Origin of the sequence: Paractinoplanes abujensis (assembly GCF_014204895.1) — a bacterium.
GTDB classification, from domain to species: domain Bacteria; phylum Actinomycetota; class Actinomycetes; order Mycobacteriales; family Micromonosporaceae; genus Actinoplanes; species Actinoplanes abujensis.
Map to the genome: position 1 here is coordinate 2,895,064 of NZ_JACHMF010000001.1, position 25,671 is coordinate 2,920,734.

Below are 25,671 nucleotides of genomic sequence, written 5' to 3' on the forward strand. Positions count from 1 at the left end.
GAATTGTCCACGTGGACAATTCGAGGGGAGGCCGGTCGTGCAGGACCATCCGTCATCGGTGCTGGGCAAGGCGTTCCTGCTGTTCTCCGCGTTCGACGGCGCCCGCACCACGCTCGGGCTGACCGACCTGAGCCGCCGCTCGGGCATCCCGAAGGCCACCGCGTACCGGCTGGCCCAGGAGCTCGTCGACCTCAACCTGCTGGAGCGGGCCGAGTCCGGTTACCGGCTCGGCTGGCGCATGTACGAACTGGGGCAACTGGTGCCCGGCCCGGCCAACCTGCGCCACGTCGCCCGGCCCGCGCTGATGGACCTGCACTCGGCGACCCGCGCCGCGGTGCACCTGGCCGTCCCCCACGGGCCGGACACCCTGTATCTGGAGCGTCTGGCCGGCCGGCGCGACGCCCGCCTGCACACGGCGGTCGGCAACCGGATCCCGCTCTGGTACGCCGCCTCGGGCAAGCTCTTCCTGGCGCACAGCCCCGACCTCGACGACCTGGTGGCCGCCCTCGACCGTGAGGCCGCGCCCCGCACCCGGCACAGCGTGCGCAGCGCGGCCCAGCTGCGCGGTCAGCTCGCAGCCGTACGCGAACGGCGCTGGTCGGCCGAGTACGAGGAGTGCGTCGAGGGCTACAAGTCGTACGCCGTGCCGGTCACCCTGGACGGCCCGCAGCACGTCGTGGCGGCCGTCTCGGCCACCCTGGCCGTGAGCCGCCACGACGACCAGCAGGTGGTCCGCGCCCTCTGGACCACGGCCGCCCACATCAGCCGCTCGCTGGAGGCTGTCCCCTCGGCCGCATAATCCCTGCCATGGAGTTCGACGACTACCAGCGCGGCGCCCTGCGCACCGCCGCGCCCCGTGACACGAAGAACGAGCTGCTGCACCTGGTGCTCGGGCTGGTCGGCGAGTCCGGCGAGGTCGCCGAGAAGTTCAAGAAGTGGGTGCGCGACCTCGGCAGCGACGAGTCCCGCATCGACCGGGACGGCATCGCCAAGGAACTGGGCGACGTGCTCTGGTATGTGGCCGTGCTGGCCGACTACCTCGACCTGTCGCTCGACGACATCGCCTCGGCCAACCTGGCCAAGCTGGCCGACCGCCAGGGCCGCGGCGTCCTGGGCGGCAGCGGCGACAACCGCTGATGAAAACCCGAGACCCTGTCTGCGGACCCCGCGTTTCGACGGAGATCAGTTGAACGGTGGGCGGTTCACGCCGAAGTGGGCGTGGATCTGCGACGAGCAGACCTCCGTACGGGCCACGATGATGCCGACCGTGAACAGCACGATGATGGCGCCGCTCAGGCCCCAGAACAGCTGGTTCGTCCAGTCGAGGAAGGCGAACAGACCGCACAGGCCGACGCCCAGCGCCGTGATGCCGGTCATCGTCTGCAGTTCGCGCAGCAGCCGGTGCAGGACCCGGTGGGCTTCGACGTGCTCGCCGAAGTGGGACTGCGGAGACCACTTCTTGGTGATCATCATGCCGGTCATCGTGCCGAACCAGAACAGGGCCAGCCACAGGTTCCAGGCGCGGGCGTCACCCAGGAAGAACGCGGGCGGGATCTCCAGGCCGGCGATCGCGAACGGCAGGAACGAGTCCAGGAACGACGGCGCCCAGCGCAGCAGCACGCTCATCGTCAGGTACCAGTAGAAGACGACCACGAACAGCAGCAGGGTGGCGATGCTCTGCACACCGGCGAGCAGGCTGGGCTTCTCGAACGTGTTCTCGGCCAGCAGCGCCAGCGCGACACCCTGGATGATGCTGACGATCGTGATGAAGCCGCCCGGGGAGATCTCGAGCGAGCGCCGCACCAGCACGTCGTGGCTCAGGGCCTGGATGCCGTCGCCGCGTACGGCGCCCGCGGGCGGGGCCTCGGCGGGGATCATGTACGAATGGCGCGGTGATGACGGCGGGTGACCCTGCGGGGAGGCCTGGAGGTGCCGATGCCGTCGTCGCGGTCGGGTGAGGTCAGGTGATTCGGCTGCCACGACCCACATCTTGCAGCGGCCGTCAACACGCTCCGTACGTGCGCACGGATGCACACTTGACTTGTTCCGGGACGCCTGTTTCCGCAGCTCAGGACGTATTCGGCCGCGCTCGGCGACAAACGATCTCGTTGCCTACGGAAACGGCAGGTCACACCGGCGATGCCCGGGCAATCGAGAGGCGAGCTGTCGCCCCGAGGTGACTCTTCGTCACGATCTTGTGCCGATTACTGAGGGCTACCGCGCCGGGGCTAGTACTCCGTGTCTACAACACGCAGCGCAAAAGCGCAAAAGCCTCAAGCCTCCAGGAAAGCGTCGAGGACGGGCGCGATGTCCTCCGAGAACTCGTCGAAGAAGCCGTGCCGGCCACCCTCGTGCAGGTGCATGGTGGCCCCGGGGATGCGCCGGGCCAGCAGCGGCGCGTTGGCCGAGGGCACCATCAGGTCGTCGGTGCCGTGCAGCACAAGGGTCGGCGCCTTGATCAGGGGCAGCACGTCCCAGGCGTCGTGCCGGTTGCTGGCCCGCAGGTGGGCGCGGCTCTCCTCGACCGTCATGGTGGGGTCGCCGAAGAGGTGGCTCTCGCCGCTCCACGCGTCGGTGTAGAAGAGTTCGCGCAGCGCCCGGCCACGCTCCGCGTCGTCCGCGAGCCGGCGCCGCACGGCCGGTGAGCGCTCCACCGCGTGCGGGCCACCGGGTGAGGTGCAGGCCAGCACGAGCCGGTCGACCAGCTCGGGGTGACGCGCCGCCAGATGCTGCGCCACCCGCCCGCCCATCGACGTGCCGTAGACGGCAGCTCCTCTGACGCCGCCCTCGCGCAGAACGAAGGCGGCGTCCTCGGCGAAGGTCTCCGTCGTCCACTCGGCGACCGGGCCCCGGCTGCCGCCCGTGCCGCGGTAGTCGAACGTCACCACGCGGAACTGGTTCTCGAACGTCTCGCGCAGCCCCGTCCACCAGTCGTGCGAGTTGGCCTGGCCGGACAGCAGGAGCAGCACCGGGCCGTCGGTGAGCCCGCTCGTCCGGACGGCGAGCGGGAACCCGTCTCTAGACGTTGACGGTCTCATCGTTGGGGGCCAGCGAATCCATGAACGAGCTGACCGAGAACACCGCACGCCCGGCGCCGGCCGGACCGTACCCGGGCGGGCTGGTCAGGCCGTTGGCCTCCATGACGGCGCGATAGGTCTCGAGCAGGCGCACGTGGTATTCCAGCGGGGCGCCCTCGGGGTTGCTGCGGCCCAGCGGCGTGGTCGGCTCGGGGCACCACGTGGTGAACCGGGGCGTGATGCCGCGCGACATGAAATATTCGAGGCCCTCGGCGGTCGACGCGATCGCCTCGTCGACGGTGGTGAACCCGTGCGGGGCGGCCATCTCGACGCCGGCCACGAAGTTCGGGATGACGTTGCGCGGGCCGAAGATCTCGGCCGAGTCGAGGATGCGGCGGTGCCACTCCTCGCGGCCCACGTAGCGCTCCTTGCCCGGGCAGTACAGCTCGAACAGCTTCTTGTCCCACACCTCGTAGTTGGGGTGGTAGATCTGGATGCCGTAGTCCTTGAAGCGCTGCACGTCGGCCTTGGGCAGCGCCTGCGCGACGACCTTGCCGATCCAGCGGCCGGGGAAGCGCTCCTCGATGGCCTGCGCGTACTGCCCGTAGAAGTCGGCCTCGGCCTTGCCCTGCACGTGCGACGTGATGCTGCCGCCGGTCAGCGTGTAGGCCTGCGACGTGCGCGCGGTGTCGTGCTTGTCGATGATCTCCAGCGCCTCGAGGATCTCGTCAACCGGCTTGACGCCCGTGTAGGGCCGCCCGGCCGCCTTGTGCTGGCGCCAGTTGTGGTTGATGTCGCAGTACTGGCACTCCTCCTTGGCGCCGAAGTACTGGCAGACCCGGAATGCGGTCAGGTAGATCAGATAACCCCACTGGATCGTCGGGGCGACCTCCATGACCGACTTGCCGTTGGCCAGCGTGTGCCGGTAGTAATCCGGCATCGGGGGCAGGCCGACGTCGGCGATCGGCTTGTCGTCGAGGTAGAGCCGCATGCGGCCGTCGTCGCCGGTCTTCACCCGATAGGGCGAGCTCGGGTTGGTGCGGACCGACACGACCGTCCGGCGCAGCTCGTACGGGCCGCCGGTGAGCACGATCTCCTCCGGCGGGCGGCGCAGCGCGGCCGTGCCCAGCTCGGGCAGGGTGCGGTGGTCGAACGAGAAGATGAAATACGACTTGGGTTTGACGTCGCCGTGCTCGTTGTCGGTCAGAGCCGAATCGTCGAAGGACAGCCCGCCGCGCAGCAGGTCCTCCTTGATGACAGCCTCCCGCGGCACGTGCGGGAACCGCCCCATCAGATCTTCGACGACCTCGGTGCGTGACGTCATGAAACCCTCCAGATCAACAGCCTGCACCCATCCTCTCTCACGGGTACGACAGTTCCCAGCGGCGGCGCCGAGGTGAGCCTTCGGTCACGTGCCGCGGACGGCCTGCTTGATCAGCGGCACGAGGGCCGGGGCGACGCTGAGCTCCCGTACGCCCGCGGCCAGCAGACGCGGCACAACAGCCGCGTCCGCGGCCAGCTCACCGCAGACCGCGACTGTCACCCGATCTCCCGCGGCCCGGCACACCTGCTGGATGAGCTGCTCGACCGCCGGGTCGAGCCCGGCCGAGAGGGTGAGCAGGCCGGCGTTACCGCGCTCGGCGGCCAGCGTGTACTGGGTGAGGTCGTTGGTCCCGATGCTCAGGAAGTCCACGTACGGGATGAAGTCGGACGCCCGGAGCGCGGCCGCAGGGACCTCGACCATCATGCCGACGCTCAGGCCCGCGGCGTCGCCCAGCATCCGGCGCGCCTCGATCAACTCCTCGACCTTGGTGATCATCGGGAACATCACGCTGACCGGGGTCTCGCGGGCGACCCGGACGATCGCCCGCAGCTGCTCGGCGAACATCGCGCGGTGGGCCAGCGAGTGGCGGATCCCCCGTACACCCAGGAAAGGGTTGGCCTCGGGCGGCGCGGGCAGGTAGGGCAGTGGTTTGTCGCTGCCCGCGTCGAGGGTGCGCAGGACGATGCGGCGGCCGCCGAGGGCGTCGGCGATGGCGCGGTAGACGGCCACCTGCTCGTCCTCGCCGGGAGCCTCGTCGCGATCGAGGAAGAGGAACTCGGTGCGGACCAGACCGGCGAGGTCGGCGCCGTTCGCCGCCGCGGCGCGGGCCTCGGCCACGGAGCCGATGTTGGCCCCCACGTGGATCGTGACGCCTTTCGTCGTCACCGCCGGTTCGGCCGCAACGGCACGAGCGTCGTCGCGGACGGCCTTCTGCCGCTCGGCCCGCTCGCGGAAGTCGTCCAGGACCTCCGGGGCCGGATCGGCCACCACCTCGCCGGTGCCGCCGTCCAGGGCGATCACCGTGGCTTCGAGGTGACCGGCGCCGACCACCGCGGGGATGCCCCGGGTGCGCAGCAGGATCGCGGCGTGCGAGGTGGGGCTGCCGTTCGCCAGCACGACACCGGCCACGCGCGCGGGATCGAGCAGGATCGCCTCGGCCGGGGTCAGGTCGTCGGCGATCAGGACGCCGTCGCCCTCGATCGTCGCGGCCGCCACACCCAGCAGCGCCCGCAGGACCTGGGCCGCGACCGCCCGTACGTCCTCGGCTCGGGCCCGCAGATACTCGTCGGGGAGGGCGTCGAACTCGGCGGCCACCCGGTCGGTGGCGTCGCGCCAGGCCGCGGGGGCCGTCGCGCCCGCGTCGATCCGGGTCCGGGCGTCGCCGAGCAGGTCGGCGTCGTCGAGCAGCACGAGGTGGGCCTCGAAGATGTCGCCCCGCAGCCCGCCGATCGCCTGGCGGGCTGCGACCAGGGCGTCGTCCAGGCGGCGCCGCTCCGCCGCGCTCCCCCGGAACTGCTCGGCGGGGACGTCCAGCGTCGCCCGGCGCAAGCGGAACGCGGGGCCGACGGCGATGCCGGGCGAGGAGGCGGCGGCGTTCGCCGACCGGCCCGGACCGCGTGAGGCCTCCCCGAACGCGTCGGCCGCGAGCGCCACCACCCGGTCCACGGCTTCCCGCGCCTGCGCCCCCGAAGCCCGTACGCCCAGTTCCTGGCCCTCCACCACCCCCAGCGTGGCCACCCGGGTCAGGCTCGACGCGGGCACCCACCCCGACCCCGTGCTCTCGTTGCGCAGCTCGACCAGCGCATCGAAGCCCCGCATCTCACTCACCAGCCGAGCCGCCGGCCGCGCGTGCAACCCGTGCGGATCGAGCACCCGCACGACGGCGGACGGCCCTGACGTCGTACGGGAAACCGACGGTTCGACATGGCCGGTCTTGCCCGCCAGCCCCGACAACGCCTCGGCCGCCACGTCCTCACGCGAACCGCCCGTGCCCGCCGTGACCGCGGCCGCGACCAGTCCCTCCACCAGCGGTCCCGGACACAGCACGACCCGTTCGCGCACGTCGTCGTCCAGCAGTTCCAGGGCTGTCTCGGCCGACAGCACGGCGCTACCCAGGTCCATCAGCACGACCACGCCGTCACCACCGTCGGCCGCCGCGATGGCCTCGCTGATCGCGACCGCGTCGGTGCCGGACGTCGTCTCGTCCAGCCCGGCCGCGATCTCGATGGGCACCGGCCGCCCCTGCGTCATCTCGGACGCGAGGGCGGCCGCGGCCCGGGCCAGCGGGCGGCTGTGACTGACCACCACCAGCCCCACGGTCATCCGGCGGCGCCCAGCGTCGACTCCGCGGCCCGCAGCAGCAGGGTCACCGAGGTCGCGCCCGGATCCGCGTGCCCGGCGCTGCGCTCCCCCAGATAGCTGGCCCGGCCCTTGCGCGCGACCAGCGGGATCGTCGCCTCGCGGCCCCGGTCGGCGGCGGCCGCGGCGTCTCGCAGGGCGGCCGGGAACGACGCGCCGGCGGCCAGCGCCGAGTCCAGTGCCTCGACGGCCGGGACCAGCGCGTCGAGCATCGTCTTGTCGCCGGGCGCCGCCTTGCCCCGGGCCACGACGCCGTCCAGACCGGCCCGCAGCACCTTGGCGAAGCCGGGCCCGTCGAGCACCGAGTCGGCCGCCGCGGCCATGCGCAGGAACGCCGTGCCGTAGAGCGGCCCGCCGGCCCCGCCGACCTTGCTGATCAGGGTCATGCCGACCTTCTTGAACAGCGCCGACGGCGTCTCCGGCGGTTCCGCGTCGAGCGCCGCCACCACCGCCGTCAGGCCGCGGTCCATGTTGGTGCCGTGGTCGCCGTCCCCGATGGCCGAGTCGAGCGCGGTGAGGTCGTCCTTGTTCTCCGCGACCAGCCGGGCGAACTCCCGCAGCCACGCGCTGAGAGCCTTCGCGTCCATGGGCGTCAGACCCCGCGCCGCAGGGCCGGCGTGCTGACCGGGGCGTCCCACAATCGCAGCAGCTCCTCGTCGGCCTTGAGCAGCGTGACCGAGCAGCCGGCCATGTCGAGCGACGTGATGTACGGCCCGACCAGCGAGCGCGCGACGGTGATGCCGTTCTTGGCCAGCAGCTGGGCGACCTCGTGGAACATCACGTACAGCTCGATCAGCGGGGTGGCGCCCATGCCGTTGACGAAGGCGATCACCCCGTCGCCGCCGGTGAAGTCGAGGTCGGTCAGGATGGGGCTGACCAGCATCTCGGCGATCTCGTGGGCGGGCGCGACGGGCACGCGACGGCGGCCGGGTTCGCCGTGGATGCCGATGCCGACCTCCATCTCGTCGCCGGGCAGGTCGAAGGTCGGGCGTCCGGCCGCGGGCACGGTGCACGAGGTCAGGGCCAGACCCATGCTCCGGGCGGACGAGTTGACCTTGCGCGCGACGTCCGCCACCCCGGCCAGGGGCCGGCCCTGCTCGGCGGCGGCCCCGGCGATCTTCTCGACCAGCACGGTGGCCCCGACGCCGCGGCGCCCGGCCGTGTAGAGGCTGTCCTGCACGGCCACGTCGTCGTCGACGACCACGGAGACGACCTCGGTGCCCTGCTCGGCCGCGACCAGTTCCGCCGCCAGCTCGAAGTTCATGATGTCGCCGGTGTAGTTCTTGACGATGTGCAGCACCCCGGCGCCGCCGTCGACCGCCCGGGTGGCCGCGACCATCTGATCCGGTACGGGCGAGGTGAACACCTCCCCGGCGCAGGCGGCATCGAGCATGCCCGGCCCGACGAAGCCGCCGTGCAACGGCTCATGACCCGAGCCGCCGCCCGACACCAGACCGACCTTTCCCCGTACGGGGGCATCGCCGCGCACGACGACCCGGTTCTCGAAGTCGACGCGCAGCTCCGGGTGGGCGGCCGCGAAGCCGTGCAGCGCGTCGGAGATGACGTCCGCGGGATCGTTGATGAGCTTCTTCATGGTGGCTCCTCACCGCTGGGGAACGACCTGCCGTCCTCAAGCTACGCCCGAGATCGCTCCGTTACGAGACCGTCACGCGACGTTCAGGCAGGCGCGTCCACCGCTCCGGGGGATGTTCCGGATTTGCGCGGGAACCGCACCATGAGGGCGTGCGGCGAATCCTGGGTGTGGTCGGTGGGCTTGGCCTGGCCGTGTCGGTGCTGGTCGCGGCCCCCGGACCGGCCGCCGGCGGGGGCCGGGTGATCAAGCGGATCGCGTACGCGCCGGCCGAACCCGCCGCGAGCAAGGGGCACCTGCTCGACCTCTATCTGCCCCGCAGGACCGGGAAACCGGCCCCGCTGATCATCTGGTCGCACGGGTCGGGCTGGCTGAGCGAGAACGGCCGCGACGGCGCCGACGTGGTGGCGGCCGAACTCAACCCGCGTGGGTACGCGGTGGCCGGGGTGGCCATCCGGTCCAGTACGCACGCCCAGTTCCCCGGCCAGCTCAACGACATCAAGGCCGCGATCCGGTTCCTGCGCGCCAACGCGGCCCGCTTCCACCTCGACCCGGCCCGGATCGGCATCATGGGTGAGTCGTCGGGCGGCTGGACGGCCGCGATGGCCGCGGTCACCGGCACCGGCGACCCGGCCAGCCGCGTCGGCGCGGCGGTCGCCTTCTACCCGCCCACCGATTTCCTGCGCATGGACGAGGCGATGCTCGGCGACTGCCGCCCGTTCAACGAGCCGTTCGGCCTGACCGGCTGCCACGCCGACGCCCGCTCCCCCGAGTCACGCCTGCTCGGTCACCCGATCGGCGAGCGCCCCGACCTCGTGGCCAAGGCCAGCCCCCTGTCGTACGTGTCCCCGGCCGACCCGCCGATCCTGATCCTGCACGGCCGGCAGGACACGCTGGTCCCCTGGCAGCAGGGCCGTCTGCTCTACGAGGCCGCCCACGACGCCACCCTCGTCCTGCTCCCGAACGGCCACCACGCCCAGTGGAACGGTTTCCTGACGGACCCGGCGATCAGCGCCGGCGCCCACGAATGGCATGCGGGCCGGGACCGCCCGGTCCAGCTGTCGTGGGACTACGTCGCCGGTTTCTTCGATCAGCACCTCGGGGCCGGACCTCCCCCGGGCCGTTGACGGGACGTGGTCACCAGTCGTGCACGGAGCCGTCGAGGCGCCGCGCCACCGAGCGCACGTCCACGGCGGCGATCGCCGTCATGGTGACCGGGCCGCGCCGCCAGTCGGCGCCCTTGTAGAAGTACGGCCAGGTGTCCTGATGCGGGCCGGGTCGCGGTCACGCCGTCGGACGTGGTGATCCGCACCGTCACGAAGGTGCGGCCGGGCGACGTCACCAGGACCTCTAAGCGCTCGATCGTTGACACCGGACCACCCGTCCGTCCTAAGTGTGCGCGATCCCGACCGTGCGGATCCGTTCGGCCAGGTCGGGCCACAGGGCCGGCGCGGCCCCGATCGTGAGCTCGGTGGTGAACTCCGGCCCGTGCCCGCCGAGGACCACGCCGGCCTCGCGGGCGATCAAGGCCCCGGCCGCGATGTCCCACAGGTTCGTGTCGAGGCAGAAGCCGCCGTCGAGCCGGCCGGCGGCCTGGTGGACCAGGTTGAGGGCGGCGGGCAGGCGCCGGATGTCACCGGTGACCGGCAGCAGGTCGCGGACGACCCGGGCTGCCCGTTCCTTGGTGGCCGGGTTGGGCTGGAAGCTCACGCCGACCAGCGCCGTGTCCAGCGTGGCGCCGGCCGGCACCGGGAGCCGCTCGCCGTTGAGAAACGCTCCCCCGCCGGCGACCGCGCTGAACGTCTCGCCCGCCACGGGCTCGTGCACGACGGCCACGCGGGCCTGGTCACCCTCGTACAGGGCGATGCAGACCGACCAGGGCCCCGTACGGCTGACGTAGTTGCGCGTGCCGTCGAGCGGGTCCACGACCCAGTTCCACCCGCTGGAACCTTCCCGGCCGTGGCCCTCCTCGGCCTGCACGGCGTCGGCCGGCCAGGCGGCGTGGATCGCGTCAACGATGAGCTCCTCGCTGGCGATGTCGACGTCGGAGACCACGTCGTTGGCGTGCGCCTTGGGCGCGCCCATCTTCAGCGTGCTGCGCCTGTCCAGTTGCAGCTGACCGGCGCGGACGGCAAGCTCGGCGGCCAGGTCCCGGGCGGCGTTCAGATCTCGATCCACACCCGGCACGCTATCTCGTCCGCGGCGGGACCGTGCCCGCGGCGAGGCCGGCGACGGCGAGCTCAGCCGGGCCGGGCGGTGCAAGTCGCGGCCCGGCGCAGGTCAGTTCGGGCCGCGTCCGGATGCTTCGGTGAGGCGGTGAGCCTGGCCGGCGTGCACGTCGGCGACCCACTCCCAGCCCGGCGCGGCGGCGGGGCCGATGCGTGGGTCGTCGGGGGTGCGGGCGTCGCGCAGGGCGAGCACATACGCGCGGTCACGGTTGATGCGGGCGCGGGTCTCGCCGGGGCCGCCGGCCGAACCGTGGCCGGGGATGACGGCGGTGGCGTCGCCGGCCGTGGATTCCAGCAGCTGCAGCGCCGCCAGGTAGCCGCCGACGGGGTCCGGCGTCTCGGCGAGGCCGACCATCGGGATGAGTACGTCGGAGAGCATGTCACCGGCGACGAGCACGCCGCTGTCTTCGAGGAGGAGCGCCGCGTGGCCGGGGGCGTGGGCCTCGTGCGGGATGATCCGGGCGCGGGGGCCGTCCCACGGGATGTGCGTCGCGTCGCCGGGGAGGGCGGTGATCAGGCCGAACAGGTCGAGCGGGACGTGCTCGGCGATGCCGGTGGGCTCCAGGTGTTCGATGATCTCGGCTTTGGCCTCGGGGGTCAGCTGCTCCCGGGCCGCGGCGGCGCAGCGGGCGGTGCCGTGGCGTGGGGCGTCGCCGAAACGGGGATGCCAGAGCAGGTGGTCCCAGTGCGGGTGGGTGGAGAAGCCGGCGACGACGGGGCGGCCCGCGAGGTCGTCGGCCAGGCAGGTCATCTCGTGCTCCTGCAGGCCGGGGTCGATGAGCAGCACCCCGGACGGGCCCTGCACGACGGTGGTGTTGCTCCGGAGGAAGGCGCTCTCGTGGACCCACACGGCGTCCGCGACCTGGGTCAGCACGGGATCGCTCCCCGGACGGTGTAGCGGTGCAGGGCGACGCCGTTCGTGAACGTCCGATGGTCGGCCAGGTCCAGTTCGAGCGGGTGATCGAGCTCGTCGAACAGCGGCCGGCCGGCGCCGGCGATCACCGGGTGGACGAAGAGCAGCAGGTCGTCGAGCAGGCGGGCGCGGAGCAGCTGCGTGGCCAGCGTGGCCCCGCCCACGCCGATGGTGCCTTCCGTCGAGGCCCGAAGCGCGGCGAGCTGTTCGATGGCGTCTTTCCCGCCGATGATCCGGGTGTTGTGGGCGGCTTCGTCGCGGACGTGGGAGACCAGCACCTTGGGCAGGCCGGTCCAGATCTCGCCGTACTCACGTGCGACGTCCGGCAGCGAGTCGTCGTGGCGGGCCTGCGGCCAGTAGGACTCCATGATCTCGTACATGACCCGGCCCTGGACGAGGGCCGACAGCGCGCGGGCCCGGGCGTTGAACTCCCGGTGCACCTCGTCGTCGATGCGCATCCAGTCGCCGCCGCCCTGCTCCCCCGGCTCGTGCTCGATCCGCAGGTCGAGGGAGACGTTCATCCAGTACGCGAATCGGCCCATCGGACTCCCCTGGTGACACCGGTTGCAATTCGCAATCAGAATAGTGCCGGGTGGCGGCCTGTCAAGGTGACCGGCGGCGGGGTCGCCGGGGATCTTGCGGGGCCCTATCCTGGCGCGATGTCCTCGACCCTGGCGGTGAGCTCGCGTGACGAGCTGGGTGGCCACGTTTCCGGCGGAGAGTGGCGGCGGCTGCTGGCGGTCGTGCTGCCGGTCGTGGCGGGCCTGCTGCTGGTCTCGACCCTGCTCGATGTGGGCCTCGGCGCGGGACGGCTCGTGGTCGTCGACGGGGTGCCGCAGGCGCTGAGCGGTGACCTGCCGGCCGGGCTCAAAGCGGTCGCCTCGGTGGCGTTCTGGGTGGTGGGGCTGGTCGGCGGGGCGTGGGCGGTCACGCGGGCGGCGGGGCCGCGCGAAGCGCTGTGGGAGGGGGTCAAAAGCCTTCCCTCGTACGGGGTGGGTCTGATCGCCGTGGGTGGGGGCGCGTTCCTCGCGGTCTGGGCGGCGGCCGGGATCGGGCGCGGTGACGCGGGAGTCGTGCTCGTCCTCGGTGTCCTGCTCACGGTCGCGCTGGCTGCGGCCCGTCTGCTGCTGAACGGCATCAACCGCAGCGTCGGAGCGCACCGGCCGGCGGAGGTGAGCCGGATCTCGGAGTGGACCGGGGCGGGGCCGATGCCCGCATGGGGCGAGGCGGCCCTGTTCCTGGTGGGCGGGGCCGGCGTGCCGGTGCTGGCGGCGTACGGCTGGGCGCGGGCCGGCCTGCCGGGCAGCGAGGTCGTGCTGCTCGCCGTGGCGCTGGTGCTGCAGGTGCGGCTGGCCACGCGGAAGCATGCGCGAGCGGCCGGCAGCGGGAGGACGCGGGTCTGGCCCGGAGCCGCCGCCCTGGCCGCGGCCGTTGTGGTGGCGGCGGGCGTGGTGCTGACGAACCCGTACGGCGCCCCGGTCGTGCGCACCCACGGCGCCGGCCCGGCGGGTCCGATGGCGGTGGCCTGGCCCGCCGGGCAGCATCCGGTGATCGTGACCAACGGCGGGGTGCGGTTCTGCGACGACGATCTGTGCCGGGACTTCACCGACGTCAACGGCGGACCGGCGACGGTCGAGGGCTACGGCGCGGCCACGGTCGGCGCCGACGGGACGGTGGTCAAGACCGCGGTGCGGGGCGGGCCGGCGACCGGTGGGCCGTTCGTGCACTTGGGCCGGTGCGTCCGGGCCGGCTGCAGCCAGGCCTGGCTGCCGGTGCGCGCATCGGCCGCCGAGAAGCTGGACCTGGAGGTCGCGCGGGTGGAGGCGGCGGGCGCGGCCGCCCCCGACGGCGCGCTCTGGTTCTTCGTGGCCGTGCCGGTCGCGGGCGGGGAGCACGGGCAGTACCGGTTCTCCCTGATCCGGTGCGCCGACCCCGCGTGCGCCGCGCCGCAGCGGCATCAGGTCGGGACGGTCGCGCGCACACCGCAGGACGGCTACCCCGACGGAAGCCGGGCCCGGTTGACGATCGGGGCCGACGGCAGGCCCGAGGCGTCGTTCTGGCTGGGGTATTCGATCCTCCGGTACGGCTGTGAGCCCGTCACGTGCGCGAATCCGAAGCAGTCGGCCCCTGATGCCGGTCCGCCCGGCGCGGCGTGGGCGGTGGCCGGTGACCGGACGGTCGTCCTGTTCGGCGGTGAGCTGCGCGACGGTGAGACCACCGCCTCGGTGGCCGGCAGCTCCTCGGCCGGGCACGCCGCGATCGCCGTGGCCGGCTCGTCGGTGTACGTGGCCGCGGCCCAGCCGGGCGACGGCCCGGCCGGCTTCCGGTTCAGCGTCGGCGAGTCCGTCCCGCACTGGCGGCAGACCGTGTGGCGCTGCCGCGACCGGCACTGCGACAGCGTGCCCATGGACGCCTACGACAACGGCGAACGCTCGCAGCTGCTCGCGGTCTCCGAGGACGGCCGCGTGCTGGTGGTCCGTTACGACCGGATCGCGCTGCTCGAAACGCCGTTCTGAGGCCGCCGGGTCGTCGAGCCGGTGGTGGCGCTGCCCCACGACCCTCACAGGTAGCGAACACCGGTCAGCTTCTCGGCGGCCGACCACAGACGCTGACCCACCGCCGGGTCGGCGGCCTCACGGCTCGGCTTGACCGGCACGACCCGGCCGCGCATCTCCAGGAAGCCCGACGGGCCGAAGAACTCGCCGCCGCGCAGAGCCGGATCGGTCGCCGCCCGTAGCTGAGGCTCGGTGCCGCGCTCGACCGACTGGGTGAACAGCAGGCCCGCCCGGGCCGCGAACCGCCCCAACCGGCCCCGGTCCTCCCACGCCCGCGGGGTCAGGTTGGTGCGGGTGATGCCGGGATGCGCGAGCGTGCTGACGATCGGCGAGCCGGCCGCCTTCAGACGGCGGTCCAGTTCGAGCCCGAAGACGGTGGTGGCCAGCTTCGAGGCCCCGTACGCGCGGTTGGCGCTGTAGTTGCGCTCGGCCATCAGGTCGCCGAAGTCGAGGTGGGCCGGTTTGTGGGTGATCGAGCTGAGGCTGACCACGCGAGCCGCGGGCGCGGCGGCCAAGGCGTCGAGCAGCAGCCCGGTCAGCGCGAAGTGGCCCAGCATGTTGGTGCCCAGATGCATCTCGAAGCCGTCCGCGGTGGTGCGGCGCTCACCCAGCAGCACCAGGCCGGCGTTGTTGACGAGCAGGTCGACGACGGGGTGGTCGGCGTTGAGCTTTCCCGCGAAGGCACGCACCGAGGCGAGCGAGGCCAGGTCGAGCTCGCGCACCTCCGTGTCGCCGCCGATCGTACGGGCGGCCTCGGCTCCCGCCGTGGTGTTGCGCACGGCCAGGATCACGCGGGCGCCGGCCCGGGCCAGTTCCGTCGCGGTGACCCGGCCGAGGCCCGAGTTGGCGCCGGTGACGACGGCGACGCGGCCGTTCAGGTTCGTAGTCATGCGACCGACGCTAGGACCGTTTTGCGGGGGTTCCGTCGCACGCTGTTACCTAGGTCCAGCAGACCTACCCTGATTCCCGGCGGGCGCGGCAGACTGGACGCCATGAGTTCCCCGTACGCTCGTGAGCTGGGCGATTTCCTGCGGGCCCGGCGCGGCCGGCTGACCCCGCGCGACGTCGGCCTCGAGCCCGGCGGGCGGCGCCGCGTGAGCGGGTTGCGCCGCGAGGAGCTGGCCCTGCTGGCCGGCCTGAGCACCGACTACTACCAGCGGATGGAGCAGGGCCGCGACCTGCGCCCGTCCGACGACGTGCTGGACGCCCTGGCCGCCGCGCTCGAGCTGGGCGCGGAGGAACGGCGGCACCTGTTCGCGCTGGCCCGCGCGGCCCGCCGCCCCGGCCCGGGCCGGGTCCCGCGCGCGCCCGAGGTGGTGCCCGGGAGCACCCGGCGGCTGCTGGCCGTGATGGCCACCCCGGCGGTCGTGCTGGGCCGGCACCTCGACGTGCTGGCGTGGAACACGATGGCCGAGGCGCTGCTGGGCGACCCCGCCGACTACCCGCCCGACCGCCTCAACATGCTCATGCTGATGTTCGACGACGACCGTACGAAGGAACGGCAGTGCGCCGACTGGGAGCGGCAGGCGCTGGAATACATCGGCATGATGCGAGCCGCCGTCGCCGCCGACCCCACCCACCCCCGCGCCACCGCCGTGGTGGGCGAACTGAGCATCCGCAGCCCCGAGTTCCGCCGGTTGTGGGCCCGCCACGACGTCCGCGAATCGGTCAGCGGCGTCAAGACGTTCCACGTGCCCGAGGTCGGCGACATCATGCTGACCTGGGACACCTATCCCCTGCCGGGCAGCCCCGGCCCGGTGATGCTGGCCTTCACCGCCGAGCCCGGCACCCCCGACGCCGACCGCCTGCAACTGCTGGCCGCCCTGCACGCCACCCGCTCCGCGCGCTGACCGACCATCCCGCTACCGCGCCTCAGCGGGCGTCTCGCGACCATCCTGCCGCCGCAGGGAGTGTTTACCCGACCATCCCGGGGCAGCGGGCGCCATCCTGAACCCCTAGAAGTTGCGCGCCGAGAACCTGGCCGCCCCTCAGCCAAGGGCCCGGGTGGTTTGCATGTGGCACGCCGACAGGCACCTTCCCTTGTGGACGGCGGTGGCCTGAAGATCCCGGCGCAGCCAGGCTGGGCGACCATGTCCGCGGACACCTGAGAGGCGCACCGTCCGCCGGCGACGCCGGCCCGGAAACCGCGATCTGCTGCGATTCGTGGGGTGGACGGCCGTTGTTACGGTATCGACATGTCGGTGATCGGCGTTCCTTACCACCTCGACGAATACCTGCCCGGCATGGACTTTGTGGTGCCGCCTGGCGAGATTGTGCACGCGCAGCTCGCCGTTGGTGACCTGTGGGCGCGCCTGGTCCCGCTTTACTCGGCGGTCGCCGCCGCGGTGGCTGCGTCAGCTACCGCTGCTGAGACGGGCGGCGGAGCGGTTCCTCCTGTGGTCGCCGCGGGCGACTGCCTCACAGCGCTAGGAACTGTCGCGGGTCTTCAACGGGCGGGAATCGATCCGGGCATCGTGTGGTTCGACGCGCACGGCGATGTGCAGACGCCGGAGACGACAACGTCCGGCTATCTGGCCGGTATGTCGCTGCGCATACTGACGGGCTACCGGCCCGAGCTGATCGCTGAGCGGCTTGGCCTGAAAGCCGTCGCGGAACGGCAGATAGTGCTGACCGGCGTGCGGGATCTGGATCCGCCCGAGGCGGCCTACCTGAGCGGAGCGCAGATTCGCCAGTGCGAAATCGCAGACCTTATCGACGGCCGACTTCCGGACGGGCCACTGTACGTTCACCTCGACATGGACGTCGTCCGGCCGGCCGACCTGCCGGGCCTGCGATTCCCGACACCTGGCGGCCCGTCCGCCGCCGAGGTCGCCAATGCGCTGAGGTCTCTGGTGAACACCGGGCGGGTCGCTGCCGTAGGTATCGCTTGCAGCTGGTTGCCTGGGCATGGAGCAGCGGCCGCGATCGGACCACGATTCGCGGCAGCGTTGGGTATAGAGCAATAGCGGTATCTATAGCCCGGGGCTGATCGTCGCGGCCGGTCATTGACGCGTGTTGAGGAACCGGTAAGGCCGAGAGCGTCGATCGGCCGTACCTCTAGGCGGCATACGTCGTCAGCCGTGGGTCAGCGCGAATGGCGGGCCGTCCGCCGTCCTCGACCTAGGGCCTGGCGAATGGCCGGCGCAGTAGTTCAGGTGAACGGCCCGATCGGCGCCCGCCGGGGTTCATCGGAGACCAGAAATCTTGAGCCGGGACGTACGTCAGCACATGACAGAATTCCGGATCGGCCGACGTCTGCGTACAGCCGGAGTCGCCGTCCATCGACGACACGGACAGCGACGATCCTCATGCACGCTCACAGGACTGCAGATAGCAGCAGCAGACATCCGGATCTGCCGCGATCGCGGATGTGGCTGTGATGTGGTCGCTGTCGAGATCCGGATGCGTTCTACGTGTGCGTGGAGGCGGCCGGTTCGGGACCAAGGGCCGGTCATTGACCGGTGGCCTGGTCAGGCGGAGGTGGTCGAGCGGAGCTGGTCGGGGGTGTTGCCGGTCCAGGAGTGGAACGCCCGGTAGAAGGAGTTCGTGTCGTCGTAGCCCAAGAGGTAGGAGATCTCGCCTGCGCTCATCCGGGATGTGGACAAGTAGTGCCGGGCCAGGTTCTCCCGGGTGTTGCGCAGCACGGCCTGGAAGGTGGTGCCCTCCGCGCCCAGGTGGCGTTGCAGGGTGCGGCCGCTCATGGCGAGTTCGCGGGCCACGGCGTCGACGGCGGCCGAACCCGCGGGCAGCAAACGCAGCAAGGCCTGGTGCACCAGTTCGGTGGTCGACGGCTCGGCCTCGAAGTCGTCGAGCCGCCGGCGCAGGCCGGGCTCGAAGTACTCCCACATGCGGTCGTTCGCGGTCAGGAACGGGCGTTCGGCGTCCGTACGGGAAAAGGTGACTGCCGGAACCGGGCCGTGTTCGAGGGGTGTGCCCAGATAATCACGGTAGGCCGCGGCCTGCTCCGGTGTGGGGCGCACGGGCGCCGCGAACCGCAGAGGGCGTACGTCGTCGCGGGTGGCGATCCGGGCCAGCGCGACCCAGAAGATCAGCTCCATCAGGATCAGGGCGGCCGGGGCGTGCTCGGGGTCCGGCCAGTGCATCGCGATCGTCGTGTCGCCGCCGCCCGCGTCGACCTCCAGCCGCAGCGGCCCGATCAGCTTCTTGTAGGTCCCCAGCCGGGCCGCGGCCGCGCTCAGGTCGGGACTGCAGAACGCCGAGAACAGCGGCGGGTCGAAGATCTCGGCCCGGATCAGCCGGCCGATGCGGATCGGCAGCAGGGGGTCGGCCGCCTGTTCGTCCAGCGCCCGCCAGAACGCGTAGAACTCGGCCGTGGTCAGCTCGGCGGTCTCGTGGGTGTAGACCACCATCGGCAAGCGGGCACGGTCGAGCACCGCGGCCAGGTCGACGCCGAGGTCGGCCAGCAGCGCGCGCCCGGGCGGGCCGACGGTGAAGCGGTCCGCGGTCATAGCCGGCCCATCATCACCCGGTCGTAGACCCGGTCGCCGAGCCACTTACGCATGGTGATCAGCATCCTCGCGTACCGGCCGGCGACGTAGCGGGTGCGCGGCCGCCGGGCCACGATCGCCCGCGCGATCACGTCCGCGATCACCGACGGCGGCGTGGCGCCCCGCGAGTAGCTCCGGCTCGTGCCGTCGGCCACTTTGCGGGCCAGCTCCGCGTACGCACCGGTGCCCGAACGCTCCAGCATCGGGCCCGCGACCACGTCGCCGAACTCCGTGTCGATGATGCCGGGCTCGATGACGACCACTGACACGCCCAGCGGCGCCAGCTCCAGGCGCAGCGAGTCGGACCAGCCCTCCACGGCGTGCTTGGTGGCGTGATACCAGGCGCCGAGCGGGGTGTAGACCTTGCCACCCATCGAGGACATGTTGACGATCGTGCCCGACCGCTGTTTGCGCATGCCCGGCAGCACGAGCTGGGTCAGCCGGGCCAGGGCGAACAGGTTCACCTCGAACTGGTGGCGGGCCTCGTCGAGCGTGATGTCCTCGACCGCGCCGTACAGGCCGAAACCCGCGTTGTTGACGAGCACGTCGACCGCGCCGTGTTCGGCCTCGATCCGCTCGACCAGGCGGACCACGTCCTCGTCCCGGGTGACGTCGACCGCCACCACCACCGCGCCCTTCTGCTCGAGGTCGCGCATGCGTTCGACCCGCCGGGCCACCGCGTACACGGTGTGCCCCTCGGCCAGCAGTTTCACGGCCGCGGCCTTGCCCATTCCGGAGGAGGCCCCGGTCACCAGCACTGTTTTCATGACTCTCACGCTAGGGAGCCGCGCGGGCCGGTTCACTAGCTGAAGACGCCACCTCACTCGCCGATCGCGCCACCTCCACCGGCGGCTCCCCGCTCCCGGGCGCCCCCTACTGGCCGCCGAAGCCGTTGTCGGCCAGCCACTGCGGATCGGGCGCGACCTGCTGCAGGACCTCGACCAGCAGCCCGCCGGGGCCGGCGACCTGAAACCGGCGCTGGCCCCACGGCTCGGTCACCAGCGGCATGACCACCTCGAGACCGGCGTCACTCAAGCGCGCGAACTCGGCGTCCACATCCTCGACGACGAAGGCCAGCAGGGTGCCCACCACGGCCTTGCCGCGCGTCGCCTCGGGCCACGACTCGTGGTCGCGCTGCACGAAGTCGAGGCTCACGTTCTGATGCCCCGCGTGCTGGGTGTTCACATACCACCCGATGTCGATGCCCACCTGGAACCCGAAGTGCTCCACGAACCAGGCCGGACTGTCGCTCGGCTTCTCGGCGGCCGCCACCATGCCGATCGCTGTGAACTGCATCTGCTCCCCCTCGGATCGCGGTCGTCCGGGCAGCATAGGCGAACCCGTGCGGCGCCCCGCGGTTATCCACAATCCAGGCTTGTCCACGTTGAGATGCTGGATGGGCCTCAGCGGCGGGTCTTGACTCGTTGTCCACATGGCGTCCGCGGTAGAACTGGGTGGGTCTTCGGTGATGGTCTGACCCGTGTTCCCCAGGCGTCCGTACGGCTGCCTTTCGGCTGAGCTGTCGGCCGTCGCCGAGGCCACCACCAGGCAGGGAATGTGACTTAACAGGAGCTTGGCTAGAAGCCCCGTCAACGTGCTGTCCACCCCTGCCCGGCGGTGTGCCACCCGGTTCACACCAATGAAGGGCAGCAGGATCCACGATGCCAGAACAAACCATCGAGGTCATCGGTGGTGTCGACACCCATGCTGACACCCACACCGCCGCGCTGATCGACCAGACCGGGCGGCTGCTCGGCCGTGAGCAGTTCCCTGCCGATGTGGCCGGCTATCAAACACTGCTGGCCTGGATGCGCAGCCACGGACCGATCCGGGCAGTCGGCGTCGAAGGCACCGGCAGCTACGGCGCAGGCTTGGCGCGTCACCTGCACCAGGAAGCTGTCACCGTGCTCGACGTCGACCGCAGCGACCGCAGGACCCGCCGCCGGCGCGGCAAGAGTGACCCTGTTGACGCCGAGGCCGCCGCCCGATCAGTGCTGGCCGGCACCGCGACCACCATCGCGAAAACTCGCAACGGCATCGTCGAGACACTGCGCGCGATCACCGTCACCCGTGCCGGCGCGGTTCGCGCCCACACCGCGGCCAAGAACGCGCTGATCGCCATGTCCCGGACCGCACCCGAGCCGTTACGCAGCCAATTCACCGGGCTACCCATCGGCCGGTTGATCACCGTGGCGGCTGCGCTGAAGCCCGGCTTCGACATGACCAACCCCACCAGCGGAGCCATCCTGGCGCTACGCCGGCTGGCCCGCCGCTGCCAGCACCTGGCGACCGAGATCCGCGAGGCCGACCTCGACCTCCAACTGATCCTGCGTGACCTCGCCCCACGCATGCTCGAGCAGCCCGGAGTCGGTCCGGTCAGCGCCGCGCAACTACTGATCACCGCCGCAGACAACCCACAACGGTTGCACTCCGAAGCCGCTTTCGCGATGCTCTGCGGCGCCGCACCCCTACCCGCCAGCAGCGGACGCACCGACCGGCACCGCCTTAATCGCGGCGGAGACCGCCACGCCAACCGGGCCTTACACACCATCGCCCTGAGCCGGTATCAGCACCACCCAGCCACCCGCGCCTACATCGAACGCAGAACCACCCAAGGCCTGAGCCCACGCGACATCAAACGCTGCCTCAAACGCTACATAGCCCGCGACATGTTCTCCCACGTCCAACAAGCCCTGCGCCACCACGCCCTGCAAAAAACAACACTCCCGCACCAGTTATCCACAACTTGACTTACAGGAGCATCAGCCCGAGCCGTCGCCGCGTCCCAAGATCGCCCTGCCTCGATAAAATGGGCGAGGGCGGGGGTCCCCCGGTGGGGCGGGCCTCTGTTCCAGCTACCGACCGGCTCGTCCGCGGACGGGCTAGGTTTCCGGTATGACGACGTTGGACGACTTCGCGGAGCTGGCGCGGGCCGAGCAGGGGCTGGTGACCGTCTCGACGCTGCGGGCGGACGGGACCATTCAGGCGTCGCTGGTGAACGCGGGCGTGCTGGCGCACCCGCTGACCGGCGTACGGGGTCTGGCCTTCGTGACCTATGGCCGGGTGAAGCTGCGCAACCTGCGGGCGCGCCCCCAGCTGGCCGTGTCGGTGCGGTCGGGGTGGAAGTGGGCCACCGTGGAGGGTGAGGCCGAGCTGATCGGGCCGGACGACCCGGTCGACGGCGTCGATGTGCGGCTGCTGCTGCGGGAGGTGTTCACGGCGGCCGGGGGCACGCATGAGGACTGGGACGAGTACGACCGGGTGATGGCCGAGCAGCGGCGCACGGCGGTGCTGCTCGGCCCCACCCGGGTCTACAGCAACTGATCAGCGAGCGCACCATGCCGTGCGGGTCCAGCACGTATTTCTTGGCCGCGCCCCGGTCGAAGTCCTGGTAGCCCTGCGGGGCGTCGTCCAGGCCGATGGCGGCCGCGTTGACGTTCTCGGCGATCTGCACAATCGGTGATGAGAAAACCGGCCGCCCCGAAGGACGACCGGCTGAGGGTGCACGGGTCAGGGCACGACCAGTTTGTTGCCGACGGTCGTGAACAGGTCGCTGATCTTCCCGCCGAAGATCGTGGCCCCGGCGATCAGCGCGATGGCGATGAGCGTGACCAGCAGGCCGTACTCGACGGCGGTGGCGCCCTCGTCGTCGCGGGTGCGCAGCCGGGCCTGAATATATGCGGCGATGTGATGCATGCTCGTGTCCCCCCAAGAGTCAAGCGTCCTACGCCCGGACCCATCGGCTTGCCGCCCCCGCGTTTGAGTGCCGTACGGGTTGCCAATGGGGTGCGCCCGTGTCGGCGGGACGGGGGATAGGACGCGCGGGACGGGAGTGACAGGATGGCCGTAACCTCTTCGGTGCCGGCTCGTTGAGCGGGTACGGACCAGTTCACCCCCGAGAACTATCTGGACGACATTGATGGCATCCCGGCCGGTGGTGCTCGCCACGGGCGCCCTCGTGGTCACGGCGTCGGTGATCGCCGCGCTGATCCTGCTGGAACCGCGCGCCGTGGCCGGTTTCCTCACGGCCGGCGTGGCCGTGACGGCCGCGGTGATGGTGCGCGCGGCCCGGACGGGCCGGGCGGCCGGCCCCCGGCTGCGTGTGCTGGCCCTGGCCGGCGGGCTGGGCCTGACCGCGGTGGCCGGTGCGGCCAGTGGGGTCGCCACGCTCGTGGCGCCCGGGGTGCTGGTGGGCGGGGTGCCCCTGCCGGCCGAGATCCCGCTGGTGGCGTTGTTCCTGGTGGCGATCACGTTGCTGCCCGCGATCCTGCGGCCGCACCAGCGCCGCGACTCGCTGGCCCAGCTGCGGATCGGGCTGGACGTGCTGGCGGTGGCGGGCTGCCTGCTCTTCGCGTCGTGGATGCTGCTGTTCAACTCCGACGGCGAACGCCGCGGGGCCTCGATCACCGCGTTGATCTGCGGGGGCAGCGCCGCCGCCACGGCCGCGGTCAACGGCGTGCACGCGCTGCGGCAGCGGGCCGCCCTGCAGTGGTGCGGCCCGGCCGCGGCCCTGGCCCTGATCGGTCTGACCGCGCTGGTCATCGGCATGGACTACCCGGACGAGGCGAACGCCGGAATCGCCGCCGTGGTCGCCGCGGCCGCCATCAACGTGGCCGCCGTGCTGCTCTGGCACGGCTCGGTGCGACTGTCGCCCGACGAGAGCCCGCTGCCGCCGCCGGGCAGCGAACCGTCGGCCGGTTTCCCGCTGCTCGCGCTCCCGGTGCTCGGCTCGGCCCTGGTCACCGTCTATCACCTGCTGCAGGGCGGCGGGCTGGACGCGACATCGATCGCGCTGGGCTCGGTGGCGATCACGGCCGTGGCCGCACGGGAGTGGGTGTCGTCGGTGGCGCTGCGCCGCCAGGCCGGGCATCTCGCCGATCAGGGCAACCGGCTGCGCAGCCTGATGTTCGGCTCGGCCGACGTGGCCCTGGTGCTCGACTCCAACCTGGCCGTGCGCTGGCAGTCGGCTGCCACGGCGCGCCAGTTCGGACTGTCCGATCAGGAGGTGCTGGGCCGGGCGGTGTCCGCGCTGGTGCACCCGGACCAGGTCGAGGACGTGCACGCGTACCTGCTGACCCGGATGACCGGCCCCGAGTCCGACGGCGACGACGGCCTCCCGGTCCGGCTGCGTGACGGTTTCGGCCGGTGGCGCGAGACCGAGTGGACGACCAGCGGCGCCGACCCCGCGGAGGCCGGGCACACGCTGGTCGTGCACGTCCGCGACGTCACCAACATGCGCGACCTGGAACAGGCACTGCGCGAGTCGGCGCACCTCGACCACCAGACGGGGCTGGCCAACCGGGACGGCCTGGTCCGCGCGGCCGAGCTGATCCCCGACGCCGGCGCGATGATCGTCGTCGAGCTGGGCGGGCTGACCGCGATCGGTGACGTGCGCGGCCGCGACCTGGCCGAGCTGGTGCTGGTGGAGGCGGCCCGGCGACTGCGCCTGCAGGTGGCGGGGGCCGACATCCCGGCCCGGATCGGCGAGACCCGGTTCGCGGTGCTCACCCACAGCGGCGCCGTACGGGCCCACCTGCTCGCCGGTCAGCTGGTCAACGCGCTGTCGGCGCCCTACATGACGGCCGGCACGGTGTCGCACCTGTCCGCGTGGGGCGGGCTGGCCGACGTGAGCGACGAGCACGACTCCGACGAGGTGATCCGCCGGGCGGCGCTCGCGCTGCGGTCCGTACGGTCGGGGCCGCCCGGCGCCGTGGAGTGGTACGAGGCCGAGATGGAGACGCGCCTGCTGCGCCGCTCGACGCTGGAGCAGGACCTGCCGGGTGCGGTCGACCGGGGCGAGATCGACGTGCACTACCAGCCCGTGCTCGAGCTGGACGGGCGCCGCCCGGTCGGGGTGGAGGCCCTGCCCACGTGGCGGCACCCCCAGCTCGGCGCGGTGCCGGCCGACGAGTTGCAGGCCGTGGCCGAGGATCTGGGACTGCACAGCCAGGTCGAGCAGGCGGTGCTGCAGCGCTCGTGCCGGCTGCTGGCCCGGTGGCGGCAGTTCAACGACACGTTGTGGCTGGCCGTCAACGTGCGCCCGCGCCAGCTCGTCGACCCGGCCTTCCAGGCCACCCTCGACACCACCCTGGAGGACCACGACCTGCCCCATTCCGCGCTGGTCATCGAGATCGCCGAGCAACACCTGTCCGACGTACGGGAGGACGCCCACCAGCCACCGGTCGAGGACATCGCCGCCCAGCTCGGCCGGTTGCGCGCGGCCGGCGTACGAACCGCGGTCGACAACTTCGGCACCGGGCCCACGTCGCTGAGCCGGCTGCGGATCCTGCCGATCGACCTGCTGAAGATCGACCGTGCGGTGTTCGCCGACCCGGTCGAGACGTTCCGGCAGGCCGGCGCGGTGATGGACGTGGCCGTGACGCTCGGGCGGCGGCTCGGCATGGAGGTCATCGCGCACGGCCTGGAGGACGCGATGGATCTCGACACGGCGCGCACCGCGGGCTGCCGGCTGGGGCAGGGTGACCTGCTGGCCCGCCCGATGCCCGCCGAACACCTCGAGGCAGTGCTCGAACACCTTCGTGTGTAGATCCTGTCGATCGGCGGCGGGCGGATGCGTCATCTCCCGGCACCGACGAGAGGACACCCCATGATCACCGTTTTTCAGAACGTCACCCTCGACGGCGTGATGCAGGCGCCGGGCCGCAAAGGCGAGGACGACCGGGGCGGCTTCGCGCACGGCGGGTGGGCCGACGGGTACGCCGACGAGGTGTCGATGTCCTTCGCGGCCGAGGGCATGAGCCGCCGGGACGGGGCGCTGCTGTTCGGCCGCCGCACGTACGAGGACCTGCTCGGTTTCTGGACCGGCACCGAGCGGCCCAACCCGTTCACCGACGTGCTGGTCGGCGCGCGCAAGCTGGTCGTCACCCGCTCGGCGGGCACGACCGCGGCCTACCCCAGCACCGAACTGCTGGTCGGCGAGGCCGTCGAGACCGTGGCCGCGCACCGGGAGACCGGACTGACGATCATGGGCAGCGGGGAGCTGATCCGCGCTCTGCACGCCGCGCGGATGATCGACACGTACGTGCTGCAGATCCACCCGATCGTCCTGGGCTCGGGCACGAAACTGTTCGCGGACGGCGAGCCCGCGAACCTGACGCTGGAACGCTCGATTCCGACCACCACCGGCGTGATCATCGCCCGGTACGCTGTTCGCTGA

The 25,671-nt window shown here is 71.8% G+C and carries 24 protein-coding genes; 10 read left to right on the top strand and 14 right to left on the bottom strand.

What is annotated here, in order from left to right:
• The first annotated feature begins 37 nt into the window (after positions 1–37).
• On the top strand, positions 38–799 hold the full coding sequence (locus BKA14_RS13045) for an IclR family transcriptional regulator (protein WP_184951192.1): 762 nt from the start codon (positions 38–40) through the stop codon (positions 797–799).
• Positions 800–807: 8 nt separating this feature from the next.
• Positions 808–1,137: a nucleoside triphosphate pyrophosphohydrolase family protein gene (locus tag BKA14_RS13050; protein WP_184951193.1), complete on the top strand. Its 330-nt coding sequence runs from the start codon at positions 808–810 to the stop codon at positions 1,135–1,137.
• A gap of 45 nt (positions 1,138–1,182) precedes the next feature.
• On the opposite strand, the gene BKA14_RS13055 is transcribed toward BKA14_RS13050, so the two are convergent.
• From BKA14_RS13055 to dhaK, 6 genes are all read right to left on the bottom strand, one after another.
• Positions 1,183–1,878 carry a hypothetical protein gene (locus BKA14_RS13055; protein ID WP_184951194.1) on the bottom strand — a complete coding sequence of 232 codons (696 nt, stop codon included), beginning with the start codon at positions 1,876–1,878 and terminating at the stop codon, positions 1,183–1,185.
• 395 nt (positions 1,879–2,273) lie between these two features.
• Positions 2,274–3,038, bottom strand: a complete 765-nt coding sequence (locus BKA14_RS13060; RefSeq protein ID WP_184951195.1) for an alpha/beta fold hydrolase — start codon at positions 3,036–3,038, stop codon at positions 2,274–2,276.
• Complete coding sequence (locus BKA14_RS13065; RefSeq protein ID WP_184951196.1) at positions 3,019–4,341, bottom strand: radical SAM protein; 1,323 nt, start codon at positions 4,339–4,341, stop codon at positions 3,019–3,021. Before BKA14_RS13065 ends, BKA14_RS13060 begins: the two co-directional genes overlap by 20 nt.
• An 84-nt stretch (positions 4,342–4,425) precedes the next feature.
• The gene (ptsP, locus tag BKA14_RS13070) at positions 4,426–6,663 is read right to left on the bottom strand and encodes a phosphoenolpyruvate--protein phosphotransferase (RefSeq protein WP_184951197.1); all 2,238 of its coding nucleotides are present in this window, start codon (positions 6,661–6,663) and stop codon (positions 4,426–4,428) included.
• On the bottom strand, positions 6,660–7,286 hold the full coding sequence (dhaL, locus tag BKA14_RS13075) for a dihydroxyacetone kinase subunit DhaL (RefSeq protein WP_184951198.1): 627 nt from the start codon (positions 7,284–7,286) through the stop codon (positions 6,660–6,662). The genes ptsP and dhaL overlap by 4 nt, the downstream gene beginning before the upstream one ends.
• Before the next feature lie 5 nt (positions 7,287–7,291).
• On the bottom strand, positions 7,292–8,293 hold the full coding sequence (dhaK, locus tag BKA14_RS13080) for a dihydroxyacetone kinase subunit DhaK (RefSeq protein WP_184951199.1): 1,002 nt from the start codon (positions 8,291–8,293) through the stop codon (positions 7,292–7,294).
• 149 nt (positions 8,294–8,442) lie between these two features.
• On the opposite strand from dhaK, the gene BKA14_RS13085 reads away from it, so the two are divergent.
• Positions 8,443–9,417: an alpha/beta hydrolase gene (locus BKA14_RS13085; protein ID WP_203722763.1), complete on the top strand. Its 975-nt coding sequence runs from the start codon at positions 8,443–8,445 to the stop codon at positions 9,415–9,417.
• 262 nt (positions 9,418–9,679) lie between these two features.
• Here the strand turns inward: BKA14_RS13085 and BKA14_RS13090 are convergent, their stop codons facing one another.
• From BKA14_RS13090 to BKA14_RS13100, 3 genes are all read right to left on the bottom strand, one after another.
• Positions 9,680–10,468: an inositol monophosphatase family protein gene (locus BKA14_RS13090; RefSeq protein ID WP_184951200.1), complete on the bottom strand. Its 789-nt coding sequence runs from the start codon at positions 10,466–10,468 to the stop codon at positions 9,680–9,682.
• A gap of 102 nt (positions 10,469–10,570) precedes the next feature.
• Positions 10,571–11,392 carry an MBL fold metallo-hydrolase gene (locus tag BKA14_RS13095; protein ID WP_184951201.1) on the bottom strand — a complete coding sequence of 274 codons (822 nt, stop codon included), beginning with the start codon at positions 11,390–11,392 and terminating at the stop codon, positions 10,571–10,573.
• Positions 11,386–11,973, bottom strand: coding sequence for a dihydrofolate reductase family protein (locus BKA14_RS13100; RefSeq protein WP_184951202.1), 588 nt, complete (start codon positions 11,971–11,973; stop codon positions 11,386–11,388). Before BKA14_RS13100 ends, BKA14_RS13095 begins: the two co-directional genes overlap by 7 nt.
• 117 nt (positions 11,974–12,090) lie before the next feature.
• Between BKA14_RS13100 and BKA14_RS13105 the strand changes: the two genes are divergently transcribed.
• Positions 12,091–13,947, top strand: coding sequence for a hypothetical protein (locus BKA14_RS13105; RefSeq protein WP_184951203.1), 1,857 nt, complete (start codon positions 12,091–12,093; stop codon positions 13,945–13,947).
• A 44-nt stretch (positions 13,948–13,991) separates the two neighbouring features.
• Here BKA14_RS13105 and BKA14_RS13110 read toward each other — a convergent pair whose 3' ends face one another.
• Positions 13,992–14,876: an oxidoreductase gene (locus tag BKA14_RS13110; RefSeq protein ID WP_184951204.1), complete on the bottom strand. Its 885-nt coding sequence runs from the start codon at positions 14,874–14,876 to the stop codon at positions 13,992–13,994.
• A gap of 102 nt (positions 14,877–14,978) precedes the next feature.
• Between BKA14_RS13110 and BKA14_RS13115 the strand changes: the two genes are divergently transcribed.
• Both BKA14_RS13115 and BKA14_RS13120 read left to right on the top strand, forming a co-directional pair.
• Positions 14,979–15,836, top strand: coding sequence for a helix-turn-helix transcriptional regulator (locus BKA14_RS13115; protein ID WP_184951205.1), 858 nt, complete (start codon positions 14,979–14,981; stop codon positions 15,834–15,836).
• Positions 15,837–16,181: 345 nt separating this feature from the next.
• Positions 16,182–16,952, top strand: a complete 771-nt coding sequence (locus tag BKA14_RS13120) for an arginase family protein (protein ID WP_184951206.1) — start codon at positions 16,182–16,184, stop codon at positions 16,950–16,952.
• Between the two features lie 504 nt (positions 16,953–17,456).
• Here BKA14_RS13120 and BKA14_RS13125 read toward each other — a convergent pair.
• The 3 genes from BKA14_RS13125 to BKA14_RS13135 all read right to left on the bottom strand — a co-directional run bounded on the left by BKA14_RS13125 (position 17,457) and on the right by BKA14_RS13135 (position 19,790).
• Positions 17,457–18,455, bottom strand: a complete 999-nt coding sequence (locus BKA14_RS13125) for an AraC family transcriptional regulator (protein WP_184951207.1) — start codon at positions 18,453–18,455, stop codon at positions 17,457–17,459.
• Entirely contained in the window at positions 18,452–19,261 is an 810-nt protein-coding gene (locus BKA14_RS13130; protein WP_184951208.1) for an oxidoreductase, read from the bottom strand. The genes BKA14_RS13125 and BKA14_RS13130 overlap by 4 nt, the downstream gene beginning before the upstream one ends.
• A 106-nt stretch (positions 19,262–19,367) precedes the next feature.
• On the bottom strand, positions 19,368–19,790 hold the full coding sequence (locus tag BKA14_RS13135; protein WP_184951209.1) for a VOC family protein: 423 nt from the start codon (positions 19,788–19,790) through the stop codon (positions 19,368–19,370).
• 365 nt (positions 19,791–20,155) lie between these two features.
• Here BKA14_RS13135 and BKA14_RS13140 point away from each other — a divergent pair, with 365 nt between their 5' ends.
• Entirely contained in the window at positions 20,156–21,244 is a 1,089-nt protein-coding gene (locus tag BKA14_RS13140; RefSeq protein WP_184951210.1) for an IS110 family RNA-guided transposase, read from the top strand.
• Positions 21,245–21,389: 145 nt separating this feature from the next.
• Entirely contained in the window at positions 21,390–21,818 is a 429-nt protein-coding gene (locus tag BKA14_RS13145; protein ID WP_184951211.1) for a TIGR03618 family F420-dependent PPOX class oxidoreductase, read from the top strand.
• A gap of 186 nt (positions 21,819–22,004) precedes the next feature.
• Here the strand turns inward: BKA14_RS13145 and BKA14_RS13150 are convergent, their stop codons facing one another.
• Positions 22,005–22,190: a Flp family type IVb pilin gene (locus tag BKA14_RS13150; RefSeq protein ID WP_184951212.1), complete on the bottom strand. Its 186-nt coding sequence runs from the start codon at positions 22,188–22,190 to the stop codon at positions 22,005–22,007.
• 223 nt (positions 22,191–22,413) lie between these two features.
• Here BKA14_RS13150 and BKA14_RS13155 point away from each other — a divergent pair, with 223 nt between their 5' ends.
• Both BKA14_RS13155 and BKA14_RS13160 read left to right on the top strand, forming a co-directional pair.
• Entirely contained in the window at positions 22,414–25,041 is a 2,628-nt protein-coding gene (locus tag BKA14_RS13155) for a putative bifunctional diguanylate cyclase/phosphodiesterase (RefSeq protein ID WP_184951213.1), read from the top strand.
• A 60-nt stretch (positions 25,042–25,101) separates the two neighbouring features.
• A complete protein-coding gene (locus BKA14_RS13160; protein ID WP_184951214.1) occupies positions 25,102–25,671 on the top strand; it encodes a dihydrofolate reductase family protein in 570 nt (189 codons plus the stop codon).

Coding starts and splice junctions, on each gene's coding strand:
- BKA14_RS13050 (WP_184951193.1), top strand. CDS start 808: ATGGAGTTCGACGACTACCAGCGCGGCGCCCTGCGCACCGCCGCGCCC.
- BKA14_RS13055 (WP_184951194.1), bottom strand. CDS start 1,878: ATGATCCCCGCCGAGGCCCCGCCCGCGGGCGCCGTACGCGGCGACGGC.
- BKA14_RS13060 (WP_184951195.1), bottom strand. CDS start 3,038: ATGAGACCGTCAACGTCTAGAGACGGGTTCCCGCTCGCCGTCCGGACG.
- BKA14_RS13065 (WP_184951196.1), bottom strand. CDS start 4,341: ATGACGTCACGCACCGAGGTCGTCGAAGATCTGATGGGGCGGTTCCCG.
- ptsP (WP_184951197.1), bottom strand. CDS start 6,663: ATGACCGTGGGGCTGGTGGTGGTCAGTCACAGCCGCCCGCTGGCCCGG.
- dhaL (WP_184951198.1), bottom strand. CDS start 7,286: ATGGACGCGAAGGCTCTCAGCGCGTGGCTGCGGGAGTTCGCCCGGCTG.
- dhaK (WP_184951199.1), bottom strand. CDS start 8,293: ATGAAGAAGCTCATCAACGATCCCGCGGACGTCATCTCCGACGCGCTG.
- BKA14_RS13100 (WP_184951202.1), bottom strand. CDS start 11,973: ATGGGCCGATTCGCGTACTGGATGAACGTCTCCCTCGACCTGCGGATC.
- BKA14_RS13105 (WP_184951203.1), top strand. CDS start 12,091: ATGTCCTCGACCCTGGCGGTGAGCTCGCGTGACGAGCTGGGTGGCCAC.
- BKA14_RS13110 (WP_184951204.1), bottom strand. CDS start 14,876: ATGACTACGAACCTGAACGGCCGCGTCGCCGTCGTCACCGGCGCCAAC.
- BKA14_RS13115 (WP_184951205.1), top strand. CDS start 14,979: ATGAGTTCCCCGTACGCTCGTGAGCTGGGCGATTTCCTGCGGGCCCGG.
- BKA14_RS13120 (WP_184951206.1), top strand. CDS start 16,182: ATGTCGGTGATCGGCGTTCCTTACCACCTCGACGAATACCTGCCCGGC.
- BKA14_RS13125 (WP_184951207.1), bottom strand. CDS start 18,455: ATGACCGCGGACCGCTTCACCGTCGGCCCGCCCGGGCGCGCGCTGCTG.
- BKA14_RS13130 (WP_184951208.1), bottom strand. CDS start 19,261: ATGAAAACAGTGCTGGTGACCGGGGCCTCCTCCGGAATGGGCAAGGCC.
- BKA14_RS13135 (WP_184951209.1), bottom strand. CDS start 19,790: ATGCAGTTCACAGCGATCGGCATGGTGGCGGCCGCCGAGAAGCCGAGC.
- BKA14_RS13140 (WP_184951210.1), top strand. CDS start 20,156: ATGCCAGAACAAACCATCGAGGTCATCGGTGGTGTCGACACCCATGCT.
- BKA14_RS13145 (WP_184951211.1), top strand. CDS start 21,390: ATGACGACGTTGGACGACTTCGCGGAGCTGGCGCGGGCCGAGCAGGGG.
- BKA14_RS13150 (WP_184951212.1), bottom strand. CDS start 22,190: ATGCATCACATCGCCGCATATATTCAGGCCCGGCTGCGCACCCGCGAC.
- BKA14_RS13155 (WP_184951213.1), top strand. CDS start 22,414: ATGGCATCCCGGCCGGTGGTGCTCGCCACGGGCGCCCTCGTGGTCACG.
- BKA14_RS13160 (WP_184951214.1), top strand. CDS start 25,102: ATGATCACCGTTTTTCAGAACGTCACCCTCGACGGCGTGATGCAGGCG.